Source organism: Colwellia sp. Bg11-28, from assembly GCF_002836245.1.
GTDB lineage: Bacteria > Pseudomonadota > Gammaproteobacteria > Enterobacterales > Alteromonadaceae > Colwellia > Colwellia psychrerythraea_A.
Map to the genome: position 1 here is coordinate 297658 of NZ_PJBA01000001.1, position 14205 is coordinate 311862.

Annotated in this window: 13 protein-coding genes; 2 read left to right on the plus strand and 11 right to left on the minus strand. The window is 36.9% G+C overall.

The genetic code is table 11. The features are described 5' to 3' along the window. Window positions 1–317: 317 nt before the first annotated feature. A complete protein-coding gene (gene pgi, locus CXF79_RS01265; protein WP_011041863.1) occupies window positions 318–1958 on the minus strand; it encodes a glucose-6-phosphate isomerase in 1641 nt (546 codons plus the stop codon). 255 nt (window positions 1959–2213) lie between these two features. Here pgi and CXF79_RS01270 point away from each other — a divergent pair, with 255 nt between their 5' ends. Then, complete coding sequence (locus CXF79_RS01270; protein ID WP_011041862.1) at window positions 2214–3236, plus strand: LacI family DNA-binding transcriptional regulator; 1023 nt, start codon at window positions 2214–2216, stop codon at window positions 3234–3236. A gap of 164 nt (window positions 3237–3400) precedes the next feature. On the opposite strand, the gene CXF79_RS23460 is transcribed toward CXF79_RS01270, so the two are convergent. The 10 genes from CXF79_RS23460 to CXF79_RS01320 form a co-directional block, all read right to left on the minus strand. Next, entirely contained in the window at window positions 3401–3556 is a 156-nt protein-coding gene (locus CXF79_RS23460; protein ID WP_011041861.1) for a hypothetical protein, read from the minus strand. A gap of 166 nt (window positions 3557–3722) precedes the next feature. Then, window positions 3723–4073 (minus strand): ribonuclease E inhibitor RraB, encoded by a 351-nt coding sequence (rraB, locus tag CXF79_RS01275; RefSeq protein WP_011041860.1) that lies wholly within the window; start codon window positions 4071–4073, stop codon window positions 3723–3725. A 300-nt stretch (window positions 4074–4373) separates the two neighbouring features. After that, window positions 4374–5102 carry a 1-acylglycerol-3-phosphate O-acyltransferase gene (locus CXF79_RS01285; protein ID WP_011041859.1) on the minus strand — a complete coding sequence of 243 codons (729 nt, stop codon included), beginning with the start codon at window positions 5100–5102 and terminating at the stop codon, window positions 4374–4376. A gap of 160 nt (window positions 5103–5262) precedes the next feature. Continuing rightward, window positions 5263–6033 carry a response regulator transcription factor gene (locus tag CXF79_RS01290; RefSeq protein ID WP_011041858.1) on the minus strand — a complete coding sequence of 257 codons (771 nt, stop codon included), beginning with the start codon at window positions 6031–6033 and terminating at the stop codon, window positions 5263–5265. A 116-nt stretch (window positions 6034–6149) separates the two neighbouring features. After that, window positions 6150–7268, minus strand: a complete 1119-nt coding sequence (locus tag CXF79_RS01295; RefSeq protein WP_101153596.1) for an ABC transporter ATP-binding protein — start codon at window positions 7266–7268, stop codon at window positions 6150–6152. Further along, window positions 7265–8893, minus strand: a complete 1629-nt coding sequence (locus CXF79_RS01300; protein WP_101153597.1) for an ABC transporter permease — start codon at window positions 8891–8893, stop codon at window positions 7265–7267. The genes CXF79_RS01295 and CXF79_RS01300 overlap by 4 nt, the downstream gene beginning before the upstream one ends. Next, complete coding sequence (locus CXF79_RS01305) at window positions 8890–9900, minus strand: extracellular solute-binding protein (protein ID WP_232769043.1); 1011 nt, start codon at window positions 9898–9900, stop codon at window positions 8890–8892. The genes CXF79_RS01300 and CXF79_RS01305 overlap by 4 nt, the downstream gene beginning before the upstream one ends. 101 nt (window positions 9901–10001) lie before the next feature. Further along, entirely contained in the window at window positions 10002–10871 is an 870-nt protein-coding gene (locus CXF79_RS01310) for a sulfite exporter TauE/SafE family protein (RefSeq protein ID WP_041737332.1), read from the minus strand. A gap of 51 nt (window positions 10872–10922) precedes the next feature. Beyond that, window positions 10923–11438, minus strand: a complete 516-nt coding sequence (locus tag CXF79_RS01315) for a YcxB family protein (RefSeq protein ID WP_011041853.1) — start codon at window positions 11436–11438, stop codon at window positions 10923–10925. A gap of 145 nt (window positions 11439–11583) precedes the next feature. Next, window positions 11584–13044: an HDOD domain-containing protein gene (locus tag CXF79_RS01320; RefSeq protein WP_101153599.1), complete on the minus strand. Its 1461-nt coding sequence runs from the start codon at window positions 13042–13044 to the stop codon at window positions 11584–11586. A gap of 264 nt (window positions 13045–13308) precedes the next feature. Between CXF79_RS01320 and nagB the strand changes: the two genes are divergently transcribed. After that, window positions 13309–14115 (plus strand): glucosamine-6-phosphate deaminase, encoded by an 807-nt coding sequence (gene nagB / locus CXF79_RS01325; protein ID WP_011041851.1) that lies wholly within the window; start codon window positions 13309–13311, stop codon window positions 14113–14115. The last annotated feature ends 90 nt before the right edge of the window (window positions 14116–14205 follow it).

Genomic DNA, 14205 nt, shown 5'->3' on the forward strand with positions numbered 1-14205 from the left:
CGTAACTATCGAAATAACTATCACTTTTTGTATAATAAAAACACGTAAAATATTACAGTATGAATTTTTATTTAATTTTATGGAATAATAATTCACTAAGATGTAAAGGAAAATATGGCAATTATTTTATTGAGTTATTTGATCTACGGGTAAAAAAAAGCTAACACCATATTTATATGGTATTAGCTTTAATCACTGTATTTTGTCTAGCTAAATTTTTCATTTGCATGTAATCAAAACAAAAAAATTTAGTGAGCTGAAGTCGGCTTAATATAAATTAAGAGAGACTCAGGTTAGGTATTATTCATAAAAGGCAGCTACTTTGCTGACTGATAAAACTTCAATAAACTTGACGTTGAACAGTCATGCTGAGCAGAAATATTATCTGTTTGTAGCTCGGTTTGAATCTCTGCAGCCAGGCCTTTACCCAATTCAACACCCCATTGATCGAAAGAGCATATTTGTAAGATGATGCCTTGAACAAATATCTTGTGCTCATAAGCTGCAATTAAGCTGCCTAAGTTCCTTGGGTTGATACACTTTAGTAAAATAGTATTTGTGGGTCTATTGCCCTTGTGTACTTTATGTGGAGCAACGTTATCAATGTACTCAGCATTACGTCCTTTTGCTTTAAGATCGGCACGGACCTGCTCCTCATTCACCCCGACCATCAATGCTTGTGTTTGTGCAAAGAAATTTGCCATCAAGGTTTCATGATGCCCTTTTACTGGGGTAACACTTTTAACCGAGCCAATAAAATCGGCAGGCACAACATTATTACTTTGATGTAGATACTGGTAAAAGGCATGCTGACCATTGATGCCTAACTCGCCCCAAATAGAAGGCACAGTAGCATAATCGATTTCATCGCCATCCCAACTCACCGATTTACCATTACTTTCCATTTCGGCTTGCTGCAAATATGCAGTTAACATATGCAACGTTTGATCGTAAGGTAAAATAGCTTGTGACTGAGAGCCAAGGAAAGTGGTATTCCAAACACTAATTAAAGCTAGAATGGCTGGAAAATTATCTTTTAATGGCGCATTAATAAAATGCTGATCCATATCATGAGCACCGGCAAGTAACTCTTCAAACTTATCAAAACCTAGATCAAGAGCAATCGCTAGACCAATAGCCGACCATAATGAAAAGCGACCACCAACCCAATCCCACATATCAAAGATGTTTTGTTCTTCTATACCAAAACTCATGGCATTTTCTTTATTTGCCGTGACCGCAACAAAATGTTTTGCTACTGAGTTTTCATCGAAAGAGGCACTTGTTAGCCAATTAATTGCTGTACGAGCATTTGTCATGGTTTCAGTGGTAGTAAAGGTTTTACTTGAAACAATAAACAGAACTTTTTCTGGCTCTAACGGACGAAGTACTTCTGCAATTTGCGCACCATCAACGTTAGATACATAATGAACATTCACACTGCCATCGCTGTAATGTTTCAATGCTTCAGTGACCATTTGAGGCCCAAGATTAGAGCCACCCACTCCGATATTAACAATATCGGTAATACGTTTACCTGAGTAGCCTAACCAATGTCCCTGACGAACTTTGTTTACAAATACTTCCATCTCAGCTAGTTGATTTTTGACATGCTCAGTTACGTTTTCACCCTCGATAATAAAGGCTTCGTCACTTTGACGACGTAACGCTGTGTGTAATACCGCACGGTCCTCGGTTTTATTTATTTTCTCACCAGCAAACATCTTGGCTCGCCAATCACATACTTGCGTCTCTTCTGCTAGCGCTAATAATGCATCAAGCGTTTCGGTATCAATAAGATTTTTAGAGTAATCGAGTAACATGTTTGGCAATTCGATAGAGAACTTATTAAAACGTTCACTGTCTTGTGCAAACAAAGTATTCATATGCTGAGATTTTTTATCTTGGGCAAGTAACTGAAGCTTTTTCCAGCTAGCTAATGTTTGACGAGACGACATACTAATTCCTATAAGGTGGTTCAGATACAATTATCGACTTTATCATTGCAGTTAACCTGAGTATTTGCTCGGTTTAACCATTATGACTTGTAATATTTTCATGGTACCCTATTAAAAAATGACAGCGCTGTCAATTGTTATTACTCTAAATAATACTGCAAAGTCCTATAGATTACTACGGACTGGCTATGCAATAATTACAACACCCTGGTACAGCCAGTCAGTTTATAAAAATAAGAACAAGGTTATCTGCAGATGAAAGCGACAATAAATGACGTAGCCAAACAAGCTGGTGTATCAATAAAAACTGTTTCTCGTGTTATTAACAATGAGATTTCAGTACGCCAATTAACACGTGAAAAAGTACAAAAAGCTGTCGAAGAATTAAATTATCAGCCAAATTTAGCGGCACGAAATTTAGCCGGAGCAAAATCGTTTTCTGTTGCTTATATTTACGATAACCCTAACGCTTATTACATCATTGATATGCAGGAAGGAATATTATCTGCCTGTAAACAACAAGGCTTTGAGTTATTAATTCACCCTTGTGATGCGAAAAATAAAAACATTACCGAAGAGGTTGTTAACATGGTTAAGCATGCGCGTATTGCAGGCTTAATTTTGACCCCGCCTCTTTCTGAAATGCCCGAGTTTGTTAAATCATTAGTAGCGCTTGACGTTAAAGTTGTACGTATCATGTCTGGTGACGTTGCTCCTGATGATCTAAGCCCTTGTGTTATGGTAAATGATAGAGACGCTGCACAAACTATTACCCAACATTTAATTGACTTAGGCCATAAAGATATTGGTTTTATTGCCGGTGACGCAAAACATATGTCGACAGTTGAACGCTATAAAGGTTACAGAAGAGCCTTAAAAGAAAGTAACATCGACTTTGATAAAGAACTAGTTATCGAGGGTGAATACTCTTTTGATTCAGGAGTTAGTGGTGCAAAGCAGTTGATGTCTGCAGAAAGCAATAATACTCGTCCAACCGCTATATTTTCTTGTAACGATGAAATTGCTGCGGGGGCATTATTTGCCGCAAGATTAATGAATATATCTATTCCTGAGCAACTATCAATAGTAGGGTTTGAAAACAGTCCATTCTCTCGTCAAACTTGGCCAAAACTCACTACCGCGGATCAGCCAAATAGCCAAATAGCTGAAGATGCTGCAAACTTACTTATTAGCCAAGTTCGCAAGCAAAAGAATCAAACAACCATCAGTCAATATGTACCAAAACTTATCATCAGAGACTCAACAGCAAAGTGTTAGTACTTTCAATACTATAAAGTGAAGCCAAACATAGCTTTTCCCTCTTATATAGTAGTGAATTATACAGTAGTGAAACTTTGCTAGTTTTTATAGGTATGAATTTTTTGATAGGAGCTAGGGTAAATTGGTTGATTTCTACTACGTAAAAATAAACCGATTACGTTTTATTTAATATTAAAGGTATCATCTATCTTTTTCATTCTAGCTAAATGATTTAAGTGCGCTTTTCTGGCCGCAAAGATAAAAATAGCAATAACAACAGTTATTGAGAGAGCGAGAACAGTGGGTTCTTGTGATAGTACTCTACTAAGCCATTCCATGCTTTACTTTCCTTAGTGTAAAAAATCCTGATAATTTCAACTATCAGCTGGTCCAATTTAGTAAGCACCAGCAAGCCAGCGAATAAAAACTGGCTAGTTATGTCGCACATCTTAAGATATTTAGTACAGGTGTTCAAGCCTTAGAGTATTTTACTATACCTTAAAGTTATTCTTCAAAGTATGTACCCCAACCATCATAGTCAACACCACATTGTTTTGCTAACTCAAACATCGCTTGGGTTTCTTTTTTAATTAAATTTACATCCAGCATTTGCTCTGTCGCAATATCAAAGGCAAAAACTTTATCGCCATTTTCTAATTCTGCTTCTTCTGGCTCTTCAATTTCGAGTCCTAACTTAAATGCAGCAATAGCTGCCTTTTCTAATAAATCAAAATCACTACTCGCAAAGTGATGCTCAATGGTGTGATAAACTTCGTCATTAGTACCATCTTCAAGCAGTTCAGCAATTAGCATTTCAGTATGGCTAAACCATTGTTGTAATTCTTCATCGATCATTTTCATTACCTATTTATGTTTTATAATCAATCTATACCCGTTCCACTTGAAGATGCTCGTTTCAGGAAACCTGAGCGAATCATAATCAAGGCACATTTTTTGTTAATGGTTATTCCCTTAAAAACAAATGTAACGACGAATATGGTTTGCTCAGATTTCCCCAAAGGACTGGTTTATAGACGCTTTATGCTACGTTATTGATTTCGATAATAGAATAACTATTCTCTTCAATCAATCTCTTGCCTAAAGGCGTTTCTAATTCCAGCTGAATCCTGCATCTTCAAATGGAACGGGTATATGTTATTTATTATGATAAGCCGCGGCTTCAATTGATAACTGTTCTATTTTATTGGACATTAAATTATGGACTTCATTTACTCTTGAGCGTAAGTTTTCGCGACTTGCATCATCAAGGTGAATAGGATCTAGGAATTCTATGATGATTTTTCCATTATCCCAGCGATTTAAGTCAATTGTACCTACCTGATTACTGGCACATATGGGTACAATTGGCACTCCTGCCTGAAGAGCTGTGCGAAAAGCCCCTGTTTTCAATGGTAATAGACCCCTTCCTCGGCTACGGGTACCTTCAGGAAACATCCAGACAGAAAGCTTATTTTTCTTTATTTTATCAGCCGTTAATTCAATTGTATTCATTGCCTTACTGGTGTTTTTTCGATCAATTAAAATATTGCCCGTTAACCAATACATTTGTCCAAAAATAGGAATCCATTTTAAGCTTTTTTTGCCTACGCTCACGGTACCAGGCTGAACTGCGTTAGCATGAGTAAAAAGATCATAGCTGTTCTGATGATTTGCCATCCAAACCACAGGTCCAATATCTTTAAGTGATGCAGGAATTCTCAGTTCGACGTCAACACCAAATATTTTAGTGATTTTTCCAAGAAATACTGAAGTATGATAAACATTATCACGGTGAAAAGGACGCAACAAACAATAGAAAATAGAGACAGTGCAAATGATGAACAACGCCAAGGTCATTAAAAAAACGCGTATTACAGCTAGCAAAGAAAGCTCCAGCGTTGGTAGCTAAAAAAAGAGTATGGGCGAGTATACAGAAAAAACAAAAATAGGGTAAAGCTATTATTTATTTATCTTAGGAAATGACTAAGGGTGGCACAATAGTCCAATACGAGCACGTTATTGAACTATTGTGTAAAAGGTTAAACTAAGAGGCTATATTGTTAAACATGTATCCTTGACCCCAAACTGTCTCTATCTGATTATTCTTCATACCAGCTATAGTCAGTTTTTCACGTAGTTGTGACATTCTGACATCCAGAGTACGCTCTACGCCATTGTATACTCTTCGAAGCAAGGTGCTATAGAGTTGATCTCGGGATAAGATCTTTCCTTGGTGTTCAACTAAAGACTTCAATAAATTAAACTCAAAAGTTGTTAACTTCACTACTTCGCCATTAATAAAGCACTTTTGTGATTTAGGCTGTAGACAAACATCCCCCATCGTTAAGCTCGCTAATTCAACTTGGTTTATTTTATGACGTTGACGACGAAATAAAGCCTCAATTCGCATCATCAGTATTCGACTATCAATCGGCTTAAGTAAGTAATCATCGACACCTAACTTAAAGGCTTCAACTTGCTCTTTTTCACTGTTTTTGCTTGAGACAATCACAAGTAGACCATCAAATAAAGCGCGAAGATCTCGTATTATTAATAACTGTGCACTATCAGAAAACCCAACATCTAGCACTATCATGCTTGGTCGATGATCTACTAAGTAGCTTTTCAGCTCTTGACTGAGGACTTCACCTGTACGCATTTTTGTAGTGTGATAAACGGATTGTTCCCCATTAACTAAAAAGGCTTTACTGAGATATTGATCATTCTCAATCAACAGTAACTTTTGTTGTATTTGATTATCATTCTTAGTTTCAAGTGGTTGTATATTTTCAACAAGCTCAATACTTGATGCCATGACAGACTCCTTAAAATTAAACAATTTTGATTTGATAATTAAATTATAAAAGAAAATAACAAAGAGACTGTAATAGCTTGTTATGAAACTGTAACACCTTGCAATGGCCGTAATTGTTAGAGATTAGTTACTTTATTAAAAAATAAAAAGTCATGAGGCTTAATGCTAACAACCACTTTTTGCTTGAATGATAGAGCAACATCACTGTATAAACTAAGCTTAGAAAAGGCCAAGTGTTTATCTTTAACGAGGCAGTCTAAACTGCTCAAATAATAATGATATCCCTGCTCGGTAACACTAATGTATTCAACTTGTGCATTAGCAATATTATGTTCATCCTCTACAACATTGAGCTGTAATTGAGAGGATTTGACCAGTAAATAAACTAGGCTTGTTTGCTTATCTCTCTGGTTATCTACAGTAAATTCACCTAATAAGCTCTGCGCACTTACTGAATTAACTTGGCAAGGAAGCCAACTACCAAGCTGTAAAAAGTCAGCTACCTGATAACTATTCGGTTGCTGGCAAACAATACTAGGCGCATCAAGTTGTAATAATCTTCCTTGCGCCATTACGGCCATTTTGTCAGCAAAGGTGAAGACTTCGTCTTTATTATGGGTTACAAAAATAGCAGTCATCTTAAACTGCTTTAATAGTTGTCTTATTTCTAGCATCAATTCATTTCTAAGACGAGCATCGATATTTGAAAAAGGTTCATCAAGTAAAAGTAACTTAGGTTTTGGTGCTAAAGCTCTCGCAATGGCTACACGCTGTTGCTGACCACCAGAGAGCTGATGAATATAACTATCACGGTAATCGTTTAGCTTTAATAGGGTAAGTAAGTGGTCAATTTGTTCAACTTGCTCAGCTTTACTCTGCTTGCTTAGTCCAAAGGCGATATTTTGTTTTACGGTTAAGTGAGGAAATAACGCATAATCTTGGAATATCATGCCGACTTGACGCTGCTCTGCTGGAACGCTGTGCTCACCATCACTAAGCAAATTACCATCAATAATTATTTTGCCTTTACTTGGTTTACTAAAACCAGCGATAGCATTAAGCAAAGTTGTTTTCCCGCAACCACTTGCGCCAACAAGGCCTAAAATATCCCCTTCATTAAGACTTAAATCCAACGTTGATAAAATCACTTTATCTTGTAGTGAAATAGAAAGTTGTTGGATAGATAATAGAGTAATGGGCTCGATAGATGGCTGAGTAGTTAATAACGCGGTCATACTTTTTCCTTACTCTTATTCAGTAGCACTATAGGTAATAAGCCGAACAGCACAATGAGGATTGCCCCTAAAGCGCCTTGCTCTAACACTTCATCAGAAATGAGCTGATAAATTTGACTACTTAACGTTTCAAAATTAAAAGGCCGTAATAATAATACTGCCGGTAATTCTTTCATTGCTTCCACAAAAACTAATAACCATGCCACCAATATTGCTGGCGTTAAAATAGGTAAATGTACTTTAGTTAAACTTCCTCTTAAATTAACGCCTAACGTGGCAGGTGCGTAATCTAATGATCGAGGAATTTGCTTTATACCGCTCGTAATGGTGCCATTAGCAATCGCAGAAAAACGTACTACCAGTGCGAATACAATAGCAAACAAAGAGCCTGATAAGATTAGCCCTGGCGCGCCAAACCCTATAAATTCAGCCGCATCGTTAATCCAGTGATCTAGGGGGCCTAATGTTGACAACATCGCCATAGCCAAAACAGTGCCAGGTACGGCATAACCAAAGCCTGATATCAGTTGTGGCACTTGACGATATTTATCATTATGTAAACGCTGATACAAACCTAGTGATAAAGCAATAACAACTGCAATTGTCGCAGCAAATACCGACACCTTCAGTGAATTGATACCGGTAGATAATAAAGCAGATAATTGCGGAACATCACTGTATTGCACTGCCATAATGATCAATAAGGTTATCGGTAATAAGAAACCTAAAATGACCAGTGCCCAGCAAAAAATGCTGGCAATAAGTTGTTGGCTAAAAGACAACTGTATCAGTTCTCGTTTTGAGTTAGGTCTTGCACTTTGATGACGTAACCCTGCCCTACTTCGTTGTTCTGCTAACACAACAAATAATACCAATAACATTAAAATACTGGCTAAAGCATTGGCTGCACCGAGGTCGCCATAACCAAGCCAAGTATCATAAATAGCAGTCGTTAGCGTGTTAACAGAGAAGTATTGTACGGTAGCAAAATCGGCTAAGGTTTCCATTAAAACAAGACTCGCCGAAACAGCAATCGCTGGTCTTGCCAAAGGGAGAGCAACTTTAAAGAAACTTTGTTTGGCAGTTAGGCCAAGTAATCGACTTGCGCGAATTAAGTTTTGATCTTGTTGCTCAAAAGCGCCACGCGTTAGCATGTAGATATAGGGAAATAACACCAGTGCCAGCATTAAAGCAGCACCGGGTAAGGTACGAATATCAAAAAACCAATAATCGTTTGGCGATTGCCAATCAAACCAGCCTCTTAAGGCACGCTGAACAGGGCCTGCATAATCAAATAAGTCGGTATAAAGATAAGCGACTAAATACGCCGGCATAGCTAAAGGTAAGAGTAACAACCAACGAAGTTGCTGCTTAAATACAATGTTGGTTTGCGTAATGATTGCAGCACTAAACACGCCAAAAACTAACGCCAATAACACCACCCAAAAGGCAAGTAATAAGGTGTTTTCAAGATAACTTGGTAGCACTGTTTGCCATAAATGAACAAACAGCTGCGTTGAAGCACTAACGCCACCGACTAGCATAACCACTACTGGCACTATCAATACCAGTGCAATTATATAGCTAGATAACTTCCATGTTCTGCTGTTATACAGTGCGATCACAAATCAAACTGTGCTTGATCTAATAGCTTTAATGCTGTTTTACGGTTTTTAGCAATATCTTCTAACGGTAACGCATCTGCTTTATAACTACCCCAAGAAGCAACCAGCTTAGATACTGCAACACCTTCACGAACAGGATATTCCATATTTGTTTGTGCATATAACGCTTGTGCAGGTTTAGAGACTAGAAATTCCATTAACGCTTGAGCATTCTTCGCATTAGGAGCATATTTAGCCATAGCAACGCCTGAGATATTAATATGGGCCCCGCGATTTTTTTGGTTAGGAAAGTTAATGTACACTTCATCAGCCCATACTTTTTGATTTTCATCTTTTAGCATTTTTCCAAAGTAGTAACTATTACCTAATGAAATATCACACAACTTTTGATGGATCGCTTGTACTTGGCCACGATCACTGCCCTGAGGTTTACGTGCTAAATTATTCTTAACTTTTTTAAGCCAATCTAACGTATAAGCTTCGCCATGTTCACTGATCATCGAAGCCACTAAGGCAACGTTATATGGGTGTTTACCGCTACGTGTACAAATACGACCTTTATATTTTTCATTCGCTAAGTCTTCATAATTTATATCAATTTTTCCCAAACGCTTCGCTGAATATATATTACGAACCCGCGTAGTTAAGGCAAACCAAGTATTATCTTGTGCTTGGTATTGTTTAGGGATTGAATGACTTAATACTGGAGAGTTAACTGCTTGAACTAAGTCTTTATCGCGTAATTCAATCAAACGACTAATATCTGTGGTGAGTAGTATATCGGCAGGGCTATATTTACCTTCACGCGCTAAGCGTTCAGCCATACCCTTTTTAGCAAAAACTACATTCACTTTAATACCAGTTTGCTCAGTAAATTGGGTAAATAAAGGTTCTACAAGAAAAGGTTGTCTGTAAGAGTAAACATTAACTTCGTCACTTGCACTGGCGCTAAAATTTGCCATAAAAAATAGTGCAATAAACAAGGTAGTAAACGATTTCGTCAACATGAGTTGTGTCTCAATAAAAGATTATGAGCTAATTGTACTAGGACAACAACAATTGTCAACGCATATGCGAATCACTCTCATTAAGTTTTATTTATTGCAATTTAAATTAAACCCACCACACCACTTAACAGTAACCAACAAGCAAAAAATAATTTCAACTTAATTGCCGATAAATGGGTTACTAAGGTTTTAGCAAATATGCCTCCTAGAACTGCCCCTGGACCTGCGAATAAAACAACTTGCCAATAAACGTCGCTGTTTACTTGTGCAATCGCCGTCCAAACACTGATTGCGGAAACGATTACAGCAGCAGCTACTGCCATACTAATATCAAAATGTCGTAACAATAGGTAAATAACTAATAACTCACCAACTCCAACACTTAACCAAGCGGTAACAGCACCACCAAACAAACCAATAAGTATCAGAAAAATATAGTCGACATAATATAATTGGCTGCGCTCACGATGCGGTTGCAGCAAATAAATAGTCAATACAATGAAGAAACCCAACAGCAATGAAAACCAGCTAAAACTAGTATGCAAAGTAGCAGGTGAATTTACTTGGTAGAAAAATACAGCATTGAGACCGATTATCGAAGCGATAGTGGTCACACAGATAATACGTTTAAAACCTTGCCATAAACGTAGGTCAGTTTTCTCAGTTCTATAATGGTGCCACCATGTAACAGCACCTGCGGTCATACCAAAACATTGGATAGCAAAGCTTGTGGCAATTGATTGTTGCTCAGTAAAGTTAAGCTGGGTAAACATGGGAATAAACACCACACCACCACCAGCTCCAGTTGAGTTGGCAAAAATGGCACCTAAAGTGCCTAAAAAGGTAAAGAATATATAATCCGCTAATTGGCTCAACGTATGGTTAGAGCTCAATAGTAAACTGACCCATAAGATTAAAAACAACATTATAAACTTAGGGTTTGATAACCGCATAAATGCTTGTTTAGTCATATCAGCCACAGGTATTTTTACTTTGAATTAATGTATTTTACTCGCATTGACCTAAGCGACAGTAGGATTTTTTTGTCCTATAAAAGCGGTAGCGTCATCCGATAAACAACTTTTAGAGATATAGCTTTTACTGGCAATATCTTTGCCCATTGCTGTTTTACCTAAGCTAAAGTAAATCAAAAATCCTAGATCAGTTTCTGTAACGCGAGTGACATCAGCCCACAAAATACGGTTATTTATATGGAATGACTCTGTCAAAATACCTTGTTCATCAATGGTCAGTTTTACTTCACTATGGGAAGCCTTACTAAGCATCTGCCTAATCACCCACCAAGGTTTATGATAATAAACACTAATTGTTTCGAGAAGTCCTAAAGCAATGACGAACCAAGCCGCGTAAGGGTTCACAGGCGTAGCCAACAAAATGATCAAACCGAAGACAGTTAAAACGTTGGCTTTAAAGTACGTTTTTTTATCATGTGATAAGGTACTCGATTGAGTGTAGCATTCGCTATAGTGGGCTTTATCTAAAGTGAAACTGGCTGTATATGAACTAGATTGGGTCATTAGGAATTTTGGCACAGACGTGCATTAACAAATTTAATTATCGCTAGTTTATCAGAAGACGTGCTAAAACGAGTAACTAATTGTATCAACACTTACAAACCTATTAACTTCATATTGCTCTGATAAAAGATTATGGAATAAAAATTTAACTGTACTTTATCATGGTTAAACACATGTTAAGGTGATCTATAAAGGCACATATTTGTTGGAAATCTTGTGTCTCTATCTTTTGATCTGGACTGAGTAATTGCAAACATATCACGCCTATTGCTTTACCGCCTATTTTTACAGGAACAAAAGCTATAGCGCCTTCCCCAATTACCTCACTGATCTCTTCGGTGACTAAATCTCGCCAACGAATTTCTTGATGGTCATTGATTAACGCTGCTGTATCCGTACTAATCACTCTAGCAATAACATTATCACTGTGCTTGATATCAATATTAATTTTACTAGCATCGTCTTGAGCATTTTTATTAACAACTAACCGTGATTTAACTCGAGCTCTATCATCTACTAGCATTAAAAAAGAACTACGGTCAAAGGCAAAGGTAAGGGCTAAACTTTCCAGTGTTAATTGTAAATATTCATTAAAGTCCTTACTGTTTTGAATTAACTTTGTTAGCTTCATAAAACCATTTAGTAACGCTTTATCCTTACTGACAACCTCTCTAGTATCAAAGTCCCCTCCAAGGGATTTAAAGTCTTCGGCGGTTGGTAAACTGTTAATTCGCTCTGTTAATATTTCAGCACCATAAGATGACAGTAACTTCTCAGCCTGCTCGCGCGTATGCTCAATTCTTACCGTTAATTGCCTTACTGAGATACCCACTATATAGGCTATTTCTTTAAGCAATTTATGATAGTCTTCCTCACAACCTTCTGGCTTTGCGATAATAGCGCTGAGTTTGTCAGCAAAGTAAATAACTTTCACTTCATCAGTACGCGTGGTTGGTTGGTCGAGAGCCTTGATTAATAAATCACTCAAGTTCCAAGTACCAGCAAGCCCTTTACTCAATTCGCTAAAATTAGTACCCATTTCTTTCCGACAATATTGATTAAAATCTTGTGGTGACTTGGCTTCATAATTTGCCAGTTTTTTAGCTACATCACCACCAGCGCTCCAAAATGCACTTTCACCTATACGATACAACATAGCTGCAAGGTATACTTCCTCTTGTATCTCCTCACTATAATTAGGCACCATCATTTTAGCTAACATACCAGCATAAAATGAATTAGCCATAAGTTGGGTCAACTGTTCATAAACATTAATATCAAGGCTTTTCGAGGCTAATAAACTAGAGACTAACTTTGCTGTTAAGCAAATGTTCTTAACGGATTGAATACCAAGAACTACAGATGCGCGAGAGACGGTGGTGACTTTATTAATACTAATATGTTGAATATTATTAGCGACTTTAAGCAAGCATGAAGAGAGCCCTTGATCGTGCAAAATCGCTTCACTTAATTTTGGTAACGATGACTTATCATCGTTAGAAAATTTATCTAACATCCTAGCAGTGGAAGTTATAGCAGGTAATTCGCTATTGGCTATAAGATCAATCCATTGCGCTGTTGTTTGAGGATGTTGGTGGTTTGTCATAGGCCATCATTTTGTTTATTTTGGAAGTAATTTTACTATGCGCTCAATAAACAATTAAGTCTAAATATTTAGTAAAAGAAAGCTATTATTTATATATAGTTAAGTGAAGATAGCTGGTTATAGATAATTATCTATATACAAAAGCAACAATTGACAGCGCTGTCATTATTTAATAAGGTTATATAATATATATCATGCTAACAAGCTTATCACTGTGAATATAAGCTTACAGTGCAATTTATTTTCATTTTTCTAGGAAAAAACATGCAAGTTATTATTTTTGATAATGCACAACAAGTTGCCGAAAATGCTGCAGAATGGGTAGCAGAACTAATCAATAAAAAATCCAACCCTGTCTTAGGTTTAGCAACAGGCAGTACGCCAATTAGCCTTTATCAAGAATTGGTTAACAAGTATAAAGCTGGTGAGCTTAGTTTTAGTAACACCACAAGTTTCAATTTGGACGAATACTTAGGTATTAATGAAAAAAATCAACAAAGCTATCGTCATTTTATGAATGAAAATTTATTCAATCATGTTGATATTAATAAATTGAAGACATTTTTACCTACTTGTAATCAAGGTGAGAATCCTAGAGAACAAGGCTTAGATTACGAAGATAAAATTGCGCAAGCTGGTGGTATAGATTTACAAATATTAGGTATAGGCGCCAATGGTCATATCGGCTTCAATGAACCTACTTCAAGTCTAGCTTCTCGTACTCGTATTAAAACACTAACTCAACAAACACTTAATGATAACAGTCGTTTATTTGCTGCTGATGAGTTTCAACCAACATTAGCCATGACTATGGGTATTGCTACCATTTTAGATGCTAGATATGTGCTACTTATGGCAACAGGTAAAAGCAAAGCAAAAGCAGTAAAAGAAATGGTTACAGGCCCGTTATCAGCAGTTTGTCCCGCATCATCTTTACAACTACATGAAAATGCCATTGTACTACTTGATAAAGAAGCAGCAAGCGAGTTGGAAGATCATGAATATTACGTTTGGGCTGATAAGCAAAACGTGAAAATAAATCAAGAGTTTGGCTTATACCATAACTATTAAAAGCATACCGGGGGATGTACAAAATTTTAACCCCAGTGTTCAAAAAGGTTCAAGTTAACTAATATAACTTGAGCCTTTTATCTGGGATAA

Bases quoted from the DNA above. Each gene is read 5' to 3' on its own strand.
- CXF79_RS01295 (WP_101153596.1), bottom strand. From the start codon at position 7,268: ATGACCGCGTTATTAACTACTCAGCCATCTATCGAGCCCATTACTCTA.
- CXF79_RS01310 (WP_041737332.1), bottom strand. From the start codon at position 10,871: ATGACTAAACAAGCATTTATGCGGTTATCAAACCCTAAGTTTATAATG.
- CXF79_RS01290 (WP_011041858.1), bottom strand. From the start codon at position 6,033: ATGGCATCAAGTATTGAGCTTGTTGAAAATATACAACCACTTGAAACT.
- CXF79_RS01270 (WP_011041862.1), top strand. From the start codon at position 2,214: ATGAAAGCGACAATAAATGACGTAGCCAAACAAGCTGGTGTATCAATA.
- nagB (WP_011041851.1), top strand. From the start codon at position 13,309: ATGCAAGTTATTATTTTTGATAATGCACAACAAGTTGCCGAAAATGCT.
- rraB (WP_011041860.1), bottom strand. From the start codon at position 4,073: ATGATCGATGAAGAATTACAACAATGGTTTAGCCATACTGAAATGCTA.
- pgi (WP_011041863.1), bottom strand. From the start codon at position 1,958: ATGTCGTCTCGTCAAACATTAGCTAGCTGGAAAAAGCTTCAGTTACTT.
- CXF79_RS23460 (WP_011041861.1), bottom strand. From the start codon at position 3,556: ATGGAATGGCTTAGTAGAGTACTATCACAAGAACCCACTGTTCTCGCT.
- CXF79_RS01305 (WP_232769043.1), bottom strand. From the start codon at position 9,900: ATGTTGACGAAATCGTTTACTACCTTGTTTATTGCACTATTTTTTATG.
- CXF79_RS01315 (WP_011041853.1), bottom strand. From the start codon at position 11,438: ATGACCCAATCTAGTTCATATACAGCCAGTTTCACTTTAGATAAAGCC.
- CXF79_RS01320 (WP_101153599.1), bottom strand. From the start codon at position 13,044: ATGACAAACCACCAACATCCTCAAACAACAGCGCAATGGATTGATCTT.